Below are 18,211 nucleotides of genomic sequence, written 5' to 3'. Positions count from 1 at the left end.
ATAGTCAATTCCCATGCCAAAGATTTAAGTTGTTGATAATCAATGAATAGATGCTTTCGAAAACTGTTCATTATCGGACAGTTGTCCGCTTAATATCGAACAGTTGGTCATTCGTTCCGCCAGCTGGCCGGAGCAAGCGTTTGTTTTCTTAAATCTCCTTAATGGAAACCCTATAAATCACTTTTTATTTGTTATTTTGCACCAAATTTAGGTATGGTGTGGTCTGTTTCATTCGGGCTGCACTTCCTTATTGGCAGAACGTTCGATGAATAAACTCACTATAAAAGCTTGTCCGTTATGTGGTGGAACGCATTTGGAGCGTGCCCTGACATGTGTAGACCATTATGCCTCGGGCGAAATGTTCCACTTATGCCGCTGCCGGGATTGCGGTTTCCTTTTCACGCAAGACTTTCCCGTGGAGGCTGAAATCGGTCGTTACTACGAAACTCCTGATTACATTTCACATACCGATACCCGCAAGGGGGCGATGAACTCCGTGTACCACTGGGTGCGCAACTATATGCTGGGACGCAAGGCACGTCTTGTGGTCCGTGAAGCACACCGCAAGGAGGGCCGTCTGCTGGATTTGGGTACGGGGACCGGTTACTTTGCCGATGCCATGCAGCGTCGCGGCTGGCAGGTGGAAGCTGTGGAAAAGAGTGCGCAGGCGCGTGCCTTTGCCAAAGAACACTTCAATCTGGATGTGAAACCCCATACGGCATTGAAAGATTTTGCACCGGGCAGTTTCGACGTCATCACCCTATGGCATGTCATGGAACATCTGGAACCCCTTAACGAAACGTGGGAAACCCTGCACTCCCTGCTGACTGAAAAGGGGGTGCTGATTGTAGCTGTGCCCAACTGCTCCTCCTTCGACGCAAAGAAATACGGGGCTTACTGGGCTGCCTACGATGTGCCCCGCCATTTGTGGCACTTCACACCGGGCACCATCCAGCAATTCGGTTCCAAGCATGGCTTCATCATGGCAGAGCGGCATCCCATGCCGTTCGATGCCTTCTACGTCTCCATGCTGACGGAAAAGCACATGAGGCACTCGTGTACTTTCCTGCGGGGAATGGTGACCGGTACACTGGCCTGGTTCAGCGCGTTGGTGAAGAAGGAACGCAGCAGTTCCATGATTTACGTGTTCAGGAAGAAAGGGTGAGAAAAGGGATTAGGGATTAATGATTAATAGCGACTGATTTACATAACTTGTAGCTTGTAACTCGTAACTTATAATTGGTATAATGAAAGCAAAGAATAACTCGGTATCCTATTTTGACATGCAGTTCATTACGTCCAGCATCAGTACGACGCTGGTGTTACTGCTGTTGGGGCTGGTCGTATTCTTTGTGCTCGCGGCTCATAATCTTTCCGTGTACGTCAAGGAGAACATCAGTTTCTCCGTGCTTGTCAGTGACGACATGAAGGAGAGCGACATCCTGAAGCTTCAGAAGAGGCTGGACAAGGAGGCTTTTGTGAAGCAGACGGAATACATTTCCAAGAAGCAGGCACTCCGCGAGCAGACTGAGGCGATGGGTACGGACCCGCAAGAGTTCCTCGGCTACAATCCTTTCACTGCCTCCATCGAAATCAAGCTGCATTCCGACTATGCCAATTCGGACAGCATCGCCAAAATAGAGAAACTGATTAAAAAGAATACCAATATCCAGGAAGTGCTCTACCAGAAAGACTTGATAGATGCCGTGAACGATAATATAAGGAATATCAGCTTGATGCTGCTGGGGCTGGCTGTGATACTGACGTTTATCTCCTTTGCGCTGATAAACAACACCATCCGTCTGGCTATATATTCCAAGCGTTTCCTTATCCACACCATGAAGCTGGTGGGAGCAAGCTGGGCATTCATCCGTCGTCCGTTTCTGCGGCGCAATTTCTGGATAGGTGTGCTGGCCGCTTTCATAGCCGACAGCATTCTGTGGGGAGCCGCCTATTGGCTGGTGTCCTACGAACCGGAGTTGGTCAAGGTGATTACGCCCGAGGTGATGGTGCTGGTGTCGGGTGCCGTGCTGGTGTTCGGTGTACTTATTACGTGGCTGTGCGCTTTGCTTTCCATCAACAAATATCTGAGGATGAAGGCAAGCACACTGTATTATATTTAACGCCTTGAAGTGCATAGAGAGAAAGCACTGTTATCGCAGCCTCCAAATAGTAAATTGTAAATAGTAAAATAGTAAATGTATAGATGAGTAAAGAGAAATTCGCTTTTGATAAGACCAATTTTATCCTGCTTGGCATCGGAATGGCGGTGGTTATCATTGGTTTTCTTCTGATGACCGGTCCCGCGTCTACCCCGACGACCTTTGAGCCGGACATTTTTAGTGTGAGACGCATCAAGGTGGCTCCGGTAGTTTGCCTGCTGGGGTTTGTGTTCATGATATATGCCGTGCTGCGCAAGCCTAAAAGCTGTCGTGCAGAGGAGTAAACTTTCAGACGCGGATTACACAGATGACGCAGATTGGAATATTAGAAATCCGTGTCATCTGCGTTATCTGCGTCTGAAAAATAATCAGAAAGAAAGTAGTAACAGAGCTTCCGGACAGCCCCTCCGGCAACTCAAGAACTTAAAAACTTAAACAAATTGGAATGGTTTGAAGCGCTTATCCTTGGGCTTATTCAAGGACTGACCGAATATCTGCCGGTGAGCAGTAGCGGACACCTCGCCATAGGTTCGGCATTGTTCGGTATTGAGGGAGAGGAGAATCTTGCTTTTACGATAGTGGTACATGTGGCTACGGTGTTCAGTACGCTGGTGATACTCTGGAAAGAGATTGACTGGATTTTCAAGGGACTGTTCAAGTGGCAGATGAACGAGGAGACACGTTACGTCATCAATATACTGGTATCCATGATACCTATCGGCATTGTGGGGGTATTTTTCAAGGACGAAGTAGAGGCCATTTTCGGTTCGGGACTGGTCGTTGTGGGCTGCTGCCTGCTGCTGACAGCTCTGCTGCTGTCTTTCTCCTATTATTATAAGCCGAAGCAGAAGGAGAACATCAGCATGAAGGATGCCTTTATCATCGGTCTGGCACAAGCATGCGCGGTGCTTCCGGGGCTTTCCCGTTCGGGCAGTACCATTGCAACCGGTCTGTTGCTGGGCGACAACAAGGCGAAGCTGGCACAGTTCTCTTTCCTGATGGTGATGCCTCCCATCCTGGGCGAGGCACTGCTGGATGGAATGAAGATGATGAAAGGTGAGGCGGTTGCAGGGGATATTCCGACGCTTTCGCTGGTGGTAGGTTTCCTGGCTGCTTTTGTTTCGGGCTGCCTGGCCTGCAAGTGGATGATAAATATTGTGAAGAAGGGCAAGCTGATTTATTTTGCCATCTATTGCGCGATAGCCGGTGTCATAACGCTCATATTAAGCTAAAGTCCCCTCCTTGTGTGGGGGAAAGACTGATTACTCCGGAAATCAATAAGAGAAAAATATTAAGTTGTACCATTTTATCCCCCTCCCTACCGGGGAGGGGTTAGGGGAGAGGCCAATGAATTTTAAAGAAGGAGAAGTCCTCTATTTCAATAAACCGCTGGGATGGACATCGTTCAAGGTTGTGGGACATGCGCGTTACCACATCTGCCGGCGGATAAAGGAGAAGAAGTTGAAAGTAGGCCATGCCGGTACCCTCGACCCGCTTGCTACGGGGGTGATGATAGTCTGTACGGGCAAGGCCACGAAACGGATTGAGGAATTCCAGTATCACACGAAGGAGTACGTTGCCACCATCCGGTTGGGTGCCACCACTCCCTCTTACGACCTGGAACATGAGATAGATGCCACCTATCCCACGGAGCACATCACCCGCGGACTGGTGGAGGAGACGCTGAAGAAGTTCATCGGCGAGATACAGCAAGTGCCTCCCGCCTTCTCGGCATGTATGGTGAACGGGAAACGTGCCTACGACCTTGCCCGCAAGGGAGAGGAGGTAGAGCTGAAACCCAAGTTGCTCGTCATCGACGAGATAGAGCTGCTGGACGACGGGCTGGATATTGCCGAACCGTGGATAAAGGTACGCGTAGTATGCAGCAAAGGAACCTATATCCGCGCCCTGGCACGTGACATCGGCGAAGCCCTGCAGAGCGGCGCTCACCTCACCGCCCTGGAGCGTACCCGCGTAGGCGACGTCCGGCTGGCAGACTGCCTCAATCCCCTCGATTTCAAAGAGTGGATAGAGGCGCAGGAGATAGATATTTAGTTATAAGTTATGGGTTATAAGTTATTTGCTATGAAGTGTAGCATACTGCCGGATAACTCATACCCTCTTATGACTAAAACAGACTGATATAAATAATAAATAACTCATAACTTATAACTAATTATGAAACTGTCGCAATTCAAATTCAAGCTTCCCGAAGAGAAGATAGCTTTGCACCCCACGAAGTACAGAGACGAGTCACGTCTGTTGGTGTTGCACCGTAAGACGGGTGAGATTGAGCACAAGATGTTCAAGGATGTTCTGGACTATTTTGATGACAAAGATGTGTTTATCTTCAACGACACCAAGGTTTTCCCTGCCCGCTTGTACGGTAACAAGGAAAAGACCGGTGCGCGTATTGAAGTGTTCTTGTTGCGTGAGTTGAACGAAGAGCTCCGGTTGTGGGATGTACTGGTGGATCCTGCCCGTAAAATACGTATCGGCAATAAGCTCTACTTCGGTGACGACGACTCCATGGTGGCTGAGGTTATCGACAACACCACTTCGCGTGGGCGTACGCTTCGTTTCCTTTACGATGGTCCGCACGATGAGTTCAAGAAGGCGCTCTATGCGCTGGGCGAAACGCCGCTGCCCCACAGTATCATCAACCGTCCCGTAGAGCCGGACGATGCCGAACGTTTCCAGTCTATTTTTGCACGCAACGAAGGAGCTGTTACGGCGCCTACCGCCAGCCTGCACTTCAGCCGCGAGCTGATGAAGCGTATGGAAATCAAGGGTATTGACTTTGCCTACATCACCCTGCATGCCGGCTTGGGTAACTTCCGCGACATTGATGTGGAAGACCTCACCAAGCACAAGACAGACTCCGAGCAGATGATTGTGAACGAGGAAGCCGTACGGATTGTGAACCATGCCAAAGACCTGAACCGCCAAGTCTGTGCCGTAGGTACCACCGTGATGCGTGCCATCGAGAGCACCGTCAGCACCGACGGACATTTGAAGGAATACGAGGGTTGGACCAACAAGTTCATCTTCCCGCCGTACGACTTTACCGTGGCCAATGCCATGATATCCAACTTCCACATGCCGCTCAGTACCCTGCTGATGATTGTTGCCGCTTTCGGCGGTTACGAGCAGGTGATGGAGGCATACAATGTGGCATTGAAGGAAGAGTACCGCTTTGGTACGTATGGAGATGCGATGCTGATTACAGACCGGTAATTATGGTTGTTTATTTCAGTCTTGGTACCAATCTCGGCGATAAGGAGCAGAACCTCCGCATGGCCGTCCAAAAGATAAGAAAGCAGATAGGGGAAGTGATTTCCCTATCTGCTTTTTATGCTACTGCCCCGTGGGGCTTTTCTTCCGATAATACTTTTCTGAATGCCGCACTCTGCGTAGGCACTGCTTTGGCACCTTTGGAGGTGTTGCAAACGACGCAGGAAATCGAGCGGGAGATGGGGCGTACGCATAAGTCTGTCAATGCAGTGTATAGCGACCGTGTGATAGACATCGACCTGCTGCTCTGTTTTGCCGATGACGGTACTCCCGTTTTGCTGGATACGCCTGAACTGAAACTTCCTCATCCGCTGATGCAGGAACGCCGTTTCGTGATGGAGCCGTTGGCGGAGATTGCTTCAGGCGTGGTGCATCCGGTATTGGGAAAGACAATCGGGGAATTGTTGCAAAATCAGTGTTAATCTCTGCTATCTGTAGCGCAGATACAAGATTTCTTTTTTATCTTTGCCTCCGAAAAGCGAAGATAGGCTGCACCTCAGCATAAAAAATGAACAAGTTCATTTTGTTCTGCGTTCGGTTTGCACTATCTTTGCCTCCGAAAAACGATATGTGGAGAGATTTGAGTAGCTTGCAACCACAGAAAAAAATGCTAAAACACATCCTTTTCTGACGGCATGTTTGTGTGCCGGATGCATCTACTCCACACACCTCCTTCCGCCATTCGTTGAATTATCAATTATCAACTATCAATTCTCAACTGAAATGGGATATTTATTCACATCCGAATCGGTGTCTGAAGGACACCCCGACAAAGTAGCCGATCAAATATCGGACGCTGTGCTTGACAAACTGTTGGCCTATGACCCCAGTTCGAAAGTAGCTTGCGAAACTCTGGTTACTACCGGTCAGGTAGTGCTGGCTGGAGAAGTGAAAACCAAAGCGTACGTTGACATGCCTCTCATCGCACGCGAAGTAATCAAGAAAATCGGCTATACCAAAGGCGAGTATATGTTCGAGAGCAATTCGTGCGGCGTGCTGAGCGCCATCCACGAGCAGAGCCCCGACATCAACCGCGGCGTGGAGCGACAGGACCCCATGGAACAAGGTGCCGGAGACCAGGGGATGATGTTCGGCTACGCCACCAACGAAACGGAGAATTACATGCCGCTTTCACTGGACCTTGCACACCGCATCCTGCAAGTGCTGGCAGATGTCCGTCGCGAAGGCAAGGTGATGACCTACCTCCGTCCCGACGCCAAGAGCCAGGTGACCATCGAATATGATGACAACGGCACACCCGTACGCATCGATACCATCGTAGTTTCCACCCAGCACGACGACTTCGTACAGCCTGCCGACGACAGCGATGCCGCCCAGCTGAAGGCCGACGAGGAAATGCTCGCCCAAATCCGCCGGGATGTAATCGAGATTCTGATGCCGCGTGTCATTGCTTCCATCCATCATGAAAAGGTGCTGGCACTGTTCAACGACCGTATCACATACCACGTCAACCCCACGGGCAAGTTCGTAATCGGTGGTCCTCACGGTGACACCGGGCTGACGGGACGCAAGATTATCGTAGATACCTACGGCGGCAAGGGTGCCCATGGCGGCGGCGCTTTCTCCGGAAAGGACCCCTCTAAGGTAGACCGCAGCGCAGCTTATGCAGCCCGCCACATTGCCAAGAATCTGGTAGCTGCCGGCGTTGCCGACGAAATGCTGGTGCAGGTAAGTTACGCCATCGGTGTGGCACGCCCCATCAATATTTTCGTAGATACTTATGGCCGCAGCCACGTCAATATGAGCGACGGTGAGATTGCCCGTAAGATTGACGAGCTGTTCGACCTTCGCCCCAAGGCAATAGAAGACCGCCTGAAACTGCGCAACCCCATCTATCAGGAGACTGCCGCCTACGGACACATGGGCCGCGAGCCGCAGACCATCGTCAAGCATTTCAAGAGCCGCTACGAAGGCAACAAGGACATTGAAGTGGAACTCTTCACCTGGGAGAAGCTGGATTATGTGGACAAGGTGAAAGCCGCATTCGGTTTATAATCAGCATAGCTTTACGGCTATTTATATAGAAGGCTGCCCTTCTGCAGATACCGATGTTTCGGAGGATGCAGAAGAGGCAGCCTTTGTTGTTTTGGTCTTGCTCTTCAAATGGATTTTTTCACCGGCAGTACAAACACGAACCTTGCCCCCTCCTTGTACTCCTTGTCCAGCAGCACTTTCCCTTTCAGCCGTTCGGCGATGAGGCGGCAGATATTGAGTCCCAGACCGGTGCCTTGCCCGAAGTTGTCGGCCTTTTCAAAGCGTTCGAAGATGGTTTCCGAGTATTCCGGGGGAATGCCGGTACCGGTATCGGTGACGGAGAAGGTGACGTATCCGGGATGCTCTGTGAGGGAGCAGTGCAGGCGGATTTCGCCTTGTGTGGTGTGTTTCTCTGCATTGGTAAGGAAGTTGATGAGTATCTGGCACACACGTTGCCCGTCGGTGCTCAGTTCGTAGCAGTCGTCCACTTCGGAGGTGTAGTAGAGCTTCACGCCTTCGGGCTTGCGGTGTTCAACGGTGGTTATGGCTTCCCGGCAGAGCTTGTTGCAACTGTGCGGCGCTATCTTCATGGTGTATCTGTTGCTTTCCAACTCGGCTGCGCTGAGGATGTCCCCCACCAGTGTAAGGAGGAGGTCGGAATTGTGCTGTATGAGATGGCAGAAATCCTGCCTTTCCTCTTGGGAAAGGTTCGCGTCGGGGGAAGTGATGAGTTGTGAGAAGCCCACGATAGAGTTGAGCGGTGTCCGTATTTCGTGACTCATGTTCTGCAGGAAGATGCTCTTTGCCTTGTTGGCTGCTTCGGCTTGGTCGCGCGCTTCGGAAAGTTCCTCGTTCTTGTGGCATAGTTCGAGGTTGACTTTACGTTTGCGGTGGAGGTAGAGCATCAGGAAAAGCAGGGATAACAGCAAAAAGCCGGTGACAATGCTGAAAAGAGTGATGCGGTAGCGCGAGGTGGCCTGTATGTTTTCCATTTTCAGACGTTCGGCGCCTATCTGGGTGTTCAGTTCGGCGATGTCCGACAGTTGCAGGAGATTGTTCGTCGAATCCAACTGCTGGTGGTATTTTTTCAGATATTTGATGGCATTGGGATAGTCTTTGGCGCATTCGTAAATGTAGGCATGTTGTTGCAAGCCTTTCTCGGACAATTGGTCAGCGTGGGCATGGGCCTGCTCATACTGTTTGTCCAGTATGTTCTTGCTGATGTGGGCTATCAGTAGGGAAACGCTGGCAGAGAGCTTGCAACGGTCCGCCATTTGTACGGCTTCTTTATAGCAGTCGTTGAATTCATCTATACGTCCCTGCCGGAATAGTACCAGGCATTTCTCTATCATGGCTTGGGCTATGTTCCGTTCTGTTTTGGCGCTCTTCAAGGCTTTTTCGCAATAGTCCAGTGCGGTGGCGTAATCTTTTTGGGTGTTACGGTAATATTCGGCAAGGCTTGAGTATAGTTGGCTGGGATCTTGGTCGGGCATATTCTTCAGCATATAGTCCAAGGCTTCCTGATAGTATTGGGCGGAGAGGTCGAAGTTTCCGCGTGATTTGTAGATATGGCCCATGGTTCGGATACAGCTGAAGATACCGTAAGGGTATCTGTCGGCAAAAGCTTGCTTTTTCATTTTTTCCGCTTTCTGCAAGGCGAGCAATGAGCGTTGTTGGTTCAGGAAGTAGATGATTTCGCTGCTCCAAGCGTGATAATAATATTGCAGATAGTTATTGGCACGTGAAATCTCTTTCAGGTCAGTGGATGCCTTTTCTATTTTGCTATCATCTTTTTGGGATATATAGAACTGCAGGGGGATGATGTATGCCAGGCATTGTGCTTTTTTGTCACCGAGCTTCAGAGCCTGTTGATACAAAGTGTCGGCCACCAGCAACCCCTCCTGCTGGCGTGCCTGCTTGGAAGCCCGCTGGTAGATGGGGTAGAGTGCATCGTCTATCTTGTAGGGATTGTTCTGTGCTGCGGAAGGTAGGAACACCCATACTGAAAGCACTAGAAAACATAACCTTGAAAGAATGCACTCCCTCTTTGTTCTATTGGATGGAATAAGCATGTTTTTTTCCGGATACTTATTATTATGCCTATGGCATCGCAAAAATAAGATAAAAGAATAAATTACAAGCTTTTTTTGTATAATTTCTCTGTTTGCTTGTTGAATGATCCTTGCCAGGAGCTTTCTTACGAAATTTCCGGTGATAATGCCGCCCTCTACATCATCATATTCTTCCTTATCGAGAACTTCACGATGGCCATTGCATTGACTGCCGCCAGCGGCAGGTCCATGGGGTCGTGGTGGTTGTTGTAGCTCACCAGACGGATGCAGTCCGGCCGTTCCGAGTGGTTGACGTATTTCACTGCCAGGTATTCGTCGCCGCCCCGTTCGAAGGAGACGAGATACATTTCACCGTAGATGACGTCGGTGAAGTCGCGGATGGACTTAAAGCCTACGATGTCACCGGACTTGAGGATGGGATACATCGAGTCGCCCGAGACGTAGACGGCACCGTCGCACACAGGGATATTGGGAATTACAATCCGCCCCAAGGCGTACTGCGGGCGGTCAGCCAGCAGTGTCTTCAGGTTGGCGGCGGCAGAGATGTCATAGAGGGTCACGCTACGGTCGTCCATAGGGTCGGCTGTTTTCGGTGTGTGAAGTATTTCCACTTCACCTTGTACCAAGTCATTGTCACAGAATTTTGAATGATGTGCAGGCGAGCCCTTTCCCGTCAGCAGCCAGTTGTAGTCCACGTCGTCCAGGCTGCCCAGCAGCAGGGGGAAGTCGATGCTGTTGCGGGCGTTCCAGTTGCTCAGTGTGGAGCGTGATATACCCAGAAAGGCGGCAAGTTCGCTGTCTGTCTTGAATTCTTTCGCCAGTTTGGCACGTTTTATGATGTCTGCCGCACAAAATACCGGGTCTTTGTCATTCGCCATATTCTTCAGTTTTTACGTGTAAATTATTCAGAAACTATTATCTCCTCATTTATACTGTCTTACGTCTTATTTAAGAATTTAATTCCCGATTTGTTTGTTTTGTAAATGAAAACAGCATTATCTTTGTTGGGACAAAAATACATATCATGTTTTATAAATGCAAATAAAAGGGAGGGATTTATGGAAAATACACATCTGGTCTTTTATCCGGAAGCATCCGAATTTAGCAAAAATACTTACGAATTTGAAAAAATGGGCATCCGCCTTGCCGGATGTATAGATGAGGTGCGTTGGAAGTATAGATGCAACGCGCTGGATGTATAGATAGAATACGCTGGATATATACTTCCAGCAAACAGCCCCTACAAGCATCTTTGGCAGGGGCGTGCCGAAAAAATATTATTGTACTAATTCTTAACAAAAAATGGTTATGGAACAGATTATTGAAAAAAATGTTCGTTTCTGTGGATGTTGCCACAGAGAACTGCCCGTTGATTCTTTTTATGTAGACAAGCGTACGCTTGCCCCCGACAATTATTGCAAGGAATGCCGTAGGGCGATGAGCAACGCCCGCTACCGTCGCTCACTTCCAGCAAGCAATCCCCTCCGTTATCCGGTCATCACTGAAATTTCGGACTGTACCCTTCGTATGTATCTTATTCTGAATGCTTTGAAGGTAGTGCGCGAAAGCGTGCTCCGCAAGCGGAAACGCCTATGCGAAGCAGGTGATATAGAATGATACAAGCCGCTCTCTCCCCCTAATCACTAACCCCTAATCATCAAACCATGTCCAGAATCAAAAAACGGGGACTTGACTATTTCCCCTTGAACACAGACTTCATGCACGACCGTCTGGTGCGCCGCATCATGAAACGTGAGGGTGACGGCTCCTTTGCCATTCTGCTGGGCGCCCTCTCCTGCATTTATGCCGACGAAGGCTATTACGTGTGTGCCGACGAGCTTTTCTACGAAGACCTTTCCGCCTGCCTCTATGAAAAGACGGCTGCCGACGTGAAGCGCATTCTTGCCCTGGCTGTGGAGTACGGCATTTTCAATGCCGCCCTTTTCGGCAAATACGCCATCTTGACTTCTGCTGAGATACAGCGGCAGTATCTGTTCAGTACCAAGCGCCGGAAATCTTCCGCCATAGACACACGTTATTGTCTGGTGGATGATTCTCAGAGCGATGACGAGGCCGCGCCGACTGCCGCCGGGAGAGTGCCGTCTGCCAATGGAAGCGTGCCGTCCGCTGCCGAAAGTGCAGCATTTAAGCCCGAAAATGCGACATCGGGTACATATAGCACAGCAGAGCATAGCACATCACAACACAGCAAAGAAAATCCCCTCCTCCATAGTTCCCCCGGAACCGGGGGCACTGAGGGCGCGGATGTGCCATCCGCGGAGGGGGAATATCTTCGGAAAATAGAGCAACTGCAACCGCCGCAGGATGGCACGGACCGCAACCTGGACGGGTTGCTTTTCAATCTGAAGCAGTTCCATATTCCTCCGCAAGAGCAGTATGCCATTATCCTCAAAAGTAATTTCGGTGCTATCGGCCACCCTTTGTGGAAGGGCTTCTATGCCTTGCGCGAGAGTCATGGCAAGATACGGCAACCGGGACGATACCTGCTGAGCCTGTGCTGTAAGTAAAGTTTTCGATTTGTGAATAATTTCATGAAGAAAAACGGTTTTTTTAATTTGCACACTTTTCCGGATAGCGTTATCTTTGCAATGTGGTTAAGCTTAATACACGAAAATAAAACAATGTTGTTTCATTTGAAAAAAACGAATCCTTGAATTTCAAGACAAACTATTAATTTTTAAAACAAAACTACTATGCCAGTAATTTACAAATCATTTCAGTCGGTTCTTGCCAACAAAGAGGGCAAGAAGCTTTTCTATCCCCGCGTGGTGCTGACGGGGAATGTGGACACCGAGCAGGTGGCTAAGGAGATTGCGGAGTTGTCTTCCCTCTCTACGGGTGACTCGAAGAATGTCATCGACAACCTGGTGACCGTGATGACTCGCCACCTGCAGTCTTCCGAGAGCGTGACGCTGGACGGTCTGGGTACTTTCCGCCTTACGATGAAGTCCACCATGAACGGTGTGGAAGACCCTCTGAAGGTGTCGGCTACCCAGTCCACACTACGAGTGCGTTTTCTGCCCACCTCCAAGCGTAATCTGGACCATACGGTGTCTACCCGTTCGCTGGTGACCGGGGTGAAGTGCGTGCGCTTCGACCTTCAGGACACGGCAGGTTCGGGCGGCAACGACGGTGGCTCGGGCGGTAACGACGGTGACCAAGGTGAAAATCCGTTGGGATAAGGCCATTTACGATTTGACGATTTACGATGTACGATTGAAATTCGTACTGCTAAATAACCGCGCCTATGCAGGCATTTATGATACGAAAAGTAATCGTACATCGTAAATCGTCAAATCATAAATTACTAATCTTCAATCATTAATCACTAACTAATCTTATGCGAAAAATCAACTACATCGTGGTGCATTGCAGCGCCACGCGGGAGGGCTGTACGCTTACTTCCGAGGTTCTGGAGGCAGAGCACCGCCGCCGTGGCTTCCGCACGACGGGCTATCACTACTATATCCGGAGAGACGGTACTGTGCTCGGAACCCGTTCCTTGGAACTGCCCGGTGCGCATTGCCGCGGTCACAACAAGTATTCGATAGGTATCTGCTACGAAGGCGGGCTGGATGCCCGGGGAAATCCGAAGGATACCCGTACGCCGGAGCAGCGTTCGGCCCTGCACCTGCTGGTGTACCAGCTGCTACAACAGTTCCGGAACGCCCGTGTATGCGGCCACCGCGACCTCAGTCCCGATTTGGACGGAGATGGGACGGTGGAGCCGTGGGAGTGGGTGAAGCAGTGTCCGTGCTTCGAGGTAAGTAAAGAATTTTAAAACAATCATCCTTAAAACATGGAATTATGAAAATAAGCAAAGAAACCTGGAAAGATATCTTGAAAATTGTGGGCACCATCATTGCCACCATAGCCAGTGTGCTGGGCGTGCAGGCGATGCCACTGTAGGAGGCTGAAAAGCCAGCAAGGGAATGGGAGAGGCTTGGAAAACAGCTCCCCCATCCCTTATCCCGCAAAACATATTGAATAATTTTTCTAATAACAACGATTTATCATGAAAAGAATATCCTTGTTTTTATTACTGTTCCTTTTACTGAAGGCAACGGTTATGTATTCGCAGGATGGCCATCCTGAAACCAACTTCCGGATTGTTCCGGTATCTCCCAATGCAGCTTCATTGGGAACTTTCGGCATGATACCTACCGACAATTATGTGGGGCAAGCCAATCTGACTATCCCGATCTACGAGATTGACCTTGACGGAAAGAAGTTCCCCATTGCACTATCGTACCATACGGACGGAACACGTGTTGCACAAGAAGCTACTTGGATCGGCCTTGGATGGACCCTCCAGGCAGGAGGGTGCGTCGTCAGACAAGTGCAGGGTACGGACGACTTTGCAGCACGTGGGTGCTATAACCTTACTGATGCTCCGTGGCTGACCAATCCCAGATTTGAAGTGACCGACCAGAATTTGGAGAAGTATATGGGTTATTTCAAAGGTGACTATGATGCCGAACCTGATATGTTTTACTTCAATGCAGGCGGACATTCGGGCTCCATGTATTTCGACGTATTGAAGAACAACCGACAACTGAATGCCGTCCCTACCATCCAAACACAAGAAAAAGTGGTAAAGATGGTATACAATACAAGTAACAAAACATGGACCATGACGGACTTGGAAGGATATGTCTATTCCTTCTCGACAAAAGAAATCACATACTATTTCTTAAATACCATTGATTTTTTTCAAACAGATATAACTAGAAGTCATATATTTCCATACTATAACGAACCGCAGATTGTAACAGCCTGGATGCTTGACTCTGTGACATCTCCCAACGGTGGAAAGATTACGTTTAGTTACAAAAAAGAAAGTATTTTTACTCCCATTTCTACTACAGAAGACGTTATATCTTTGTCTAAAATAGTGAATGGCCAATTGTCTTCACAATCTCCGCAGTATTTCACCAATAAGTTCAACTACAATTACTCATACTCCAAGATAGAGCAATGGACATTGTCGGCTATTACTTTTGAAGGGGGTAAAGTAGAATTCGGTACAACTGATCGTGAGGATATAGAGAGTGCGGAAACCGGAAAAAAGGTACAGAAGCTGTCGAGTATCAAGGTGAGTGATACTGCCGGTAACCTTATCAAGACCACCATGCTGGAGTATAAATATCTGCTTAGCGGAATGGCTGCCACTACCAATGGTTATGATGACCGTTTGTTATTGTCGAAGGTATATGATGTGGCTGGTTCGAAGAAGAACAATGTATATACCATGGATTACAATATGGGGAAATTGCCGCCCAAACGCTCTCTGTCTGTAGATGCCTGGGGATTCTACAACGGTGCGTCACCAATGACTGCTTCTTTAAAGATTAGCCCCAGCATTTATTGGTCGGAGTCGATAAAGCCGAGCAGTAAGACGAGTTTGTTTAAAGAAGGTATGGACCGTTCATTCAATGAGGCGTTGTGCAAGATAGGGACGCTGCGCACTATCACCTATCCTACGGGTGGCACAACTACCTTTGAGTATGAAGGACATCGTTTTGAAACTTTGCCTATGATGCCCCCCTTGCGCGAAGGAACCCTTAACCTGGTAGACAACGGTATGCCGCCCGTGGCACCCGGAGCTCCTGTCCTTATGTATATTGGCGAGCCTTTTGAAGTGGACGATGCCAATCCCAAGATTATCATCCGCAGAAGACATGACGAACCTCATCCCAGTGAACATCTTGCTTCGTCGCTTACTTACACAACACAACTCGAAAAGAAAGAGGGTAATGGTTATAGAACCTTGTTCTCTTCTCCCGATTATGATGTGATGGAGCCCTGGCCTGATGACACTGAAAAGCAACTGGACAGAGGTACGTATCGTGTGACATTGGCAGTGCAGAATGTAAGGTTGGAGTATCCTATCAATATTTCGGTAGAGATAGTAGGCAAAACGAATGCTCCCTTGGATAAGGATTACCTGGGTGCCGGGCTGCGCATCAAGTCCATCACGAATACGGACGGCAACGGTAACCAGAGTTGGCGTAAGTTTGAATATCAGGATGCAAAGCTGATGGTGAAGCCGGTATTCAACGCACCGGTCTATGTAGAACAAATGCAAAGTTGGGCGGGAAACTGGATGAATGCTTACTATGAACTGATTCAATCTGCTCCTTATATCCCTTTGACGAATCTTTCCAGAGGAAACCTTGTGGGATATACGGCGGTCAGTGAATCATATGGCGACATGGATACTCAGGGATATACCACTTACAGATACCATAACGTTCCGGATGAGGTTACTGATATATACCTGGCCGGCATTCCTACGGTGCCTGACTATGAGAACGGTAAACTTTCGTCGGTAGAATATAGGGATAAAAATCATAAACTGCTGAAGAGAGAGGAGTACACCTACTCACCTTCTTCTTCGGAAGAGGTTTGGGCACCGAAAATACGCAACTATTATTTCAATCCGGATTATTCCCATCCTACCCGTACCATGCAGCCTTACAATCTGTGGGCACAATCGTACTATCTCAGCAAGAAAGTGACTACCGACTATCGCGCTGAAGGCAATATAGTGGACGAAGAGAGATATGCCTATACTGACTATGGGGTACTTTCTTCCTTGAAGAGCAACAAGCACGGGGTGGAGAAAGAAAAGCAGTTTAAATATGCAAACAGCTTTACGGATGCCGTTTCCGTCAAGATGAAAGGGAAATATATGGTGGGCATACCCATAGAACGCGTCGAACTCTCTGCCGGCAAAGTGGTGAATGCGTCGAAGACGGAATATAAAGACACGCTCAACATGATATTGCCCAAACGTACGTTGAAATTCAGCTCTACTACTCCCAAGACACTGGCCGATTATGCGGGAGCCTATGTGCAGGATATTTGGTTTGGCAAGTACACTTCAAGAGGCCGGCTGCTGGGTTATATACGCAACAATTTGCCGGTGAGCTTCCTATGGGCCTATAACAATCTTTATCCGGTGGCCAAGATAGAAGGAAAGACGTATGAGGCTGTAGAGAAAATCTCGTCGGCGAGCATCAGCCAACTGCCGGCCAATGCGAATACTGCGTCTATTACAGCTGTCCTGAACACAGTGCGAAACGGGCTTGCCAACGACAATGCTTTGGTTACTACCTATCTCTATCGCCCGCTTGTGGGTGTTACGGAAATTGTAGAACCGAATAAAGAGAAAGCGACCTTTACCTATGATGACTTCAACCGCTTGTTCCAGGTTAAGGAGCATAATGGAAAGGTAGTGAATGAATATCAGTATAATTACAAACCCCAATGAAACGAAAGAACTGTATGAAACGAAAATATATGTTTATGGCGTTGTTGTGTTATGCATTGACAACAGCGGCGCAGGATGCCAGCCATAATTATGTGCGTACCCGTAGCATGCTGGATGAAACGGGAGGTAAATATCTGGACAAGGTGGAGTATTTTGATGGCCTGGGACGTCCGTTCCAGACGGTATTGAAGAAGGTGACGGCAAGCAGCAGCAATCTGGTGACGTTGCAGGAGTATGACGTTGCAGGACGTGCCGCGAATTCCTGGCTGCCGATAGTCTCGTCTGCCGAGTATGTGGCGCCTGCTTCTTTCAAGAGCAGTGCGCCCGGCAACTATGGCAACGACTCGCGTCCTTACGGCCAGCCGGTGTACGAGGCTTCTCCGCTGAACCGTACCGTCAAGGAATACGGACCGGGAGCCGCATGGCATGGCGGGCATTCCGTCAATACGGACTATCTGGCCAACAGTACGGCTAACGCGCAGTTGAACTGCATCAACTATAGCGTAAGCAGTGCAGGCGCACTGACGAGCAACGGCAGCTATGCTTCCGGCCAGCTTTCGGTCGTCAAGACCACCGATGAAGACCTGAACGTGAGCTACACCTTCACCGACAAGATGGGACATGTTGTATTGTCCCGTCAGATGAAGGGCAGCGAAACGCACGACACTTACTATGTGTATGACGACAAAAGCAATCTTTGTTTCGTGCTCCAGCCTATGTACCAGAGCTCGGCCAATCTCGACCAGTATGCCTTCCAGTACAAATACGACGGACGTAACCGTTGTATCTGGAAGAAGCTTCCCGGTGCGGGATATATGGAAATGGTGTATGACAATGCCGACCGCCTGGTATTCTCGCAGGACGGCAACCAGCGTGCCCTTACATCCGGTAACTGGACGTACTACAAGTACGACGGCTTGAACCGTCTGACGGAGCAAGGTGTATGCACCAACAAAGTGACTACTTCGGGCACCACTGTGCACATCAGGAATTACTATGACAACTACGCTTTCCGTGCGCAAGCAGGTTTCAATAACAGCAATTTCCCTGATGATGCTTCGGGCAACGGGAAAGGGGCACTGACGGCAAGTGTGGCAACGGTACTCGGTAGCAGCAACAAGATTTATACGGCACACTACTACGACATCAAGGGACGTGTGGTGAAGACTGTGCAAAGTAATCCTTTGGGTGGTTATGATGTAGCAGCTACCGTCTATACTTTTACAAACAAGCCTGCTACAGTGACCCATACCCACACGGCAAGCGGAAAAACAACCCGCACGGAAGTGTATACTTACAGCTACAACCATGCGGACAGACTCTTGAAAGTAGAGCATACATTAGGCGGCACCAAGATAACCCTTGCCGACTATGCGTATGACAACTTGGGC

At 49.2% G+C, this 18,211-nt stretch carries 18 protein-coding genes; 16 read left to right on the top strand and 2 right to left on the bottom strand.

What is annotated here, in order from left to right; translation table 11 throughout:
* Positions 1–265: 265 nt before the first annotated feature.
* From DXD65_RS18000 to metK, 8 genes are all read left to right on the top strand, one after another.
* Positions 266–1,165, top strand: a complete 900-nt coding sequence (locus DXD65_RS18000; protein WP_005833996.1) for a class I SAM-dependent methyltransferase — start codon at positions 266–268, stop codon at positions 1,163–1,165.
* A gap of 82 nt (positions 1,166–1,247) precedes the next feature.
* Complete coding sequence (locus tag DXD65_RS17995; protein WP_005825286.1) at positions 1,248–2,123, top strand: cell division protein FtsX; 876 nt, start codon at positions 1,248–1,250, stop codon at positions 2,121–2,123.
* An 83-nt stretch (positions 2,124–2,206) separates the two neighbouring features.
* On the top strand, positions 2,207–2,446 hold the full coding sequence (locus DXD65_RS17990) for a DUF3098 domain-containing protein (protein WP_005825288.1): 240 nt from the start codon (positions 2,207–2,209) through the stop codon (positions 2,444–2,446).
* A gap of 156 nt (positions 2,447–2,602) precedes the next feature.
* On the top strand, positions 2,603–3,394 hold the full coding sequence (locus DXD65_RS17985; protein ID WP_005825291.1) for an undecaprenyl-diphosphate phosphatase: 792 nt from the start codon (positions 2,603–2,605) through the stop codon (positions 3,392–3,394).
* A gap of 115 nt (positions 3,395–3,509) precedes the next feature.
* A complete protein-coding gene (truB, locus tag DXD65_RS17980) occupies positions 3,510–4,217 on the top strand; it encodes a tRNA pseudouridine(55) synthase TruB (RefSeq protein ID WP_005825294.1) in 708 nt (235 codons plus the stop codon).
* 123 nt (positions 4,218–4,340) lie between these two features.
* Positions 4,341–5,399, top strand: a complete 1,059-nt coding sequence (queA, locus tag DXD65_RS17975) for a tRNA preQ1(34) S-adenosylmethionine ribosyltransferase-isomerase QueA (RefSeq protein WP_005825296.1) — start codon at positions 4,341–4,343, stop codon at positions 5,397–5,399.
* A 2-nt stretch (positions 5,400–5,401) separates the two neighbouring features.
* A complete protein-coding gene (gene folK, locus DXD65_RS17970; protein WP_035447415.1) occupies positions 5,402–5,878 on the top strand; it encodes a 2-amino-4-hydroxy-6-hydroxymethyldihydropteridine diphosphokinase in 477 nt (158 codons plus the stop codon).
* A gap of 301 nt (positions 5,879–6,179) precedes the next feature.
* On the top strand, positions 6,180–7,472 hold the full coding sequence (gene metK / locus DXD65_RS17965) for a methionine adenosyltransferase (RefSeq protein WP_005825299.1): 1,293 nt from the start codon (positions 6,180–6,182) through the stop codon (positions 7,470–7,472).
* 104 nt (positions 7,473–7,576) lie between these two features.
* Here the strand turns inward: metK and DXD65_RS17960 are convergent, their stop codons facing one another.
* On the bottom strand, positions 7,577–9,523 hold the full coding sequence (locus DXD65_RS17960; protein ID WP_034525440.1) for an ATP-binding protein: 1,947 nt from the start codon (positions 9,521–9,523) through the stop codon (positions 7,577–7,579).
* 155 nt (positions 9,524–9,678) lie between these two features.
* Complete coding sequence (locus tag DXD65_RS17955) at positions 9,679–10,401, bottom strand: helix-turn-helix domain-containing protein (RefSeq protein WP_005825301.1); 723 nt, start codon at positions 10,399–10,401, stop codon at positions 9,679–9,681.
* Positions 10,402–10,581: 180 nt separating this feature from the next.
* On the opposite strand from DXD65_RS17955, the gene DXD65_RS17950 reads away from it, so the two are divergent.
* The 8 genes from DXD65_RS17950 to DXD65_RS17920 form a co-directional block, all read left to right on the top strand.
* Positions 10,582–10,725, top strand: a complete 144-nt coding sequence (locus DXD65_RS17950; RefSeq protein WP_225982629.1) for a hypothetical protein — start codon at positions 10,582–10,584, stop codon at positions 10,723–10,725.
* A gap of 100 nt (positions 10,726–10,825) precedes the next feature.
* Positions 10,826–11,140, top strand: a complete 315-nt coding sequence (locus DXD65_RS17945) for a hypothetical protein (RefSeq protein WP_008662326.1) — start codon at positions 10,826–10,828, stop codon at positions 11,138–11,140.
* Between the two features lie 47 nt (positions 11,141–11,187).
* Positions 11,188–12,051, top strand: a complete 864-nt coding sequence (locus tag DXD65_RS17940) for a DUF4373 domain-containing protein (RefSeq protein ID WP_005834029.1) — start codon at positions 11,188–11,190, stop codon at positions 12,049–12,051.
* 186 nt (positions 12,052–12,237) lie between these two features.
* A complete protein-coding gene (locus DXD65_RS17935) occupies positions 12,238–12,726 on the top strand; it encodes an HU family DNA-binding protein (protein WP_005825310.1) in 489 nt (162 codons plus the stop codon).
* A gap of 158 nt (positions 12,727–12,884) precedes the next feature.
* The gene (locus tag DXD65_RS17930; protein ID WP_005834031.1) at positions 12,885–13,325 is read left to right on the top strand and encodes an N-acetylmuramoyl-L-alanine amidase; all 441 of its coding nucleotides are present in this window, start codon (positions 12,885–12,887) and stop codon (positions 13,323–13,325) included.
* A 26-nt stretch (positions 13,326–13,351) separates the two neighbouring features.
* Positions 13,352–13,453, top strand: a complete 102-nt coding sequence (locus tag DXD65_RS21030; protein ID WP_005825315.1) for a smalltalk protein — start codon at positions 13,352–13,354, stop codon at positions 13,451–13,453.
* Positions 13,454–13,559: 106 nt separating this feature from the next.
* Positions 13,560–16,820 (top strand): hypothetical protein, encoded by a 3,261-nt coding sequence (locus tag DXD65_RS17925; protein ID WP_117887846.1) that lies wholly within the window; start codon positions 13,560–13,562, stop codon positions 16,818–16,820.
* A gap of 14 nt (positions 16,821–16,834) precedes the next feature.
* Positions 16,835–18,211: DUF6443 domain-containing protein (locus DXD65_RS17920; protein WP_233556159.1), on the top strand; the 1,377-nt coding region annotated here is incomplete at its 3' end.

The organism is Bacteroides sp. 4_1_36 (genome assembly GCF_003466325.1).
Classification (GTDB): domain Bacteria; phylum Bacteroidota; class Bacteroidia; order Bacteroidales; family Bacteroidaceae; genus Bacteroides; species Bacteroides uniformis.
The sequence above is the reverse complement of the archived record's forward strand: the minus strand, read 5'-3'. Positions and strand labels throughout refer to the sequence as shown.

What these genes read in the sequence shown, in the direction of transcription:
- DXD65_RS17950 (WP_225982629.1), top strand. Translation starts at nt 10,582, where the DNA reads ATGGAAAATACACATCTGGTCTTTTATCCGGAAGCATCCGAATTTAGC.
- DXD65_RS17990 (WP_005825288.1), top strand. Translation starts at nt 2,207, where the DNA reads ATGAGTAAAGAGAAATTCGCTTTTGATAAGACCAATTTTATCCTGCTT.
- DXD65_RS17930 (WP_005834031.1), top strand. Translation starts at nt 12,885, where the DNA reads ATGCGAAAAATCAACTACATCGTGGTGCATTGCAGCGCCACGCGGGAG.
- DXD65_RS17940 (WP_005834029.1), top strand. Translation starts at nt 11,188, where the DNA reads ATGTCCAGAATCAAAAAACGGGGACTTGACTATTTCCCCTTGAACACA.
- folK (WP_035447415.1), top strand. Translation starts at nt 5,402, where the DNA reads ATGGTTGTTTATTTCAGTCTTGGTACCAATCTCGGCGATAAGGAGCAG.
- DXD65_RS17925 (WP_117887846.1), top strand. Translation starts at nt 13,560, where the DNA reads ATGAAAAGAATATCCTTGTTTTTATTACTGTTCCTTTTACTGAAGGCA.
- DXD65_RS17935 (WP_005825310.1), top strand. Translation starts at nt 12,238, where the DNA reads ATGCCAGTAATTTACAAATCATTTCAGTCGGTTCTTGCCAACAAAGAG.
- DXD65_RS17945 (WP_008662326.1), top strand. Translation starts at nt 10,826, where the DNA reads ATGGTTATGGAACAGATTATTGAAAAAAATGTTCGTTTCTGTGGATGT.
- queA (WP_005825296.1), top strand. Translation starts at nt 4,341, where the DNA reads ATGAAACTGTCGCAATTCAAATTCAAGCTTCCCGAAGAGAAGATAGCT.
- truB (WP_005825294.1), top strand. Translation starts at nt 3,510, where the DNA reads ATGAATTTTAAAGAAGGAGAAGTCCTCTATTTCAATAAACCGCTGGGA.
- DXD65_RS21030 (WP_005825315.1), top strand. Translation starts at nt 13,352, where the DNA reads ATGAAAATAAGCAAAGAAACCTGGAAAGATATCTTGAAAATTGTGGGC.
- DXD65_RS17995 (WP_005825286.1), top strand. Translation starts at nt 1,248, where the DNA reads ATGAAAGCAAAGAATAACTCGGTATCCTATTTTGACATGCAGTTCATT.
- DXD65_RS18000 (WP_005833996.1), top strand. Translation starts at nt 266, where the DNA reads ATGAATAAACTCACTATAAAAGCTTGTCCGTTATGTGGTGGAACGCAT.
- DXD65_RS17960 (WP_034525440.1), bottom strand. Translation starts at nt 9,523, where the DNA reads ATGCTTATTCCATCCAATAGAACAAAGAGGGAGTGCATTCTTTCAAGG.
- metK (WP_005825299.1), top strand. Translation starts at nt 6,180, where the DNA reads ATGGGATATTTATTCACATCCGAATCGGTGTCTGAAGGACACCCCGAC.
- DXD65_RS17955 (WP_005825301.1), bottom strand. Translation starts at nt 10,401, where the DNA reads ATGGCGAATGACAAAGACCCGGTATTTTGTGCGGCAGACATCATAAAA.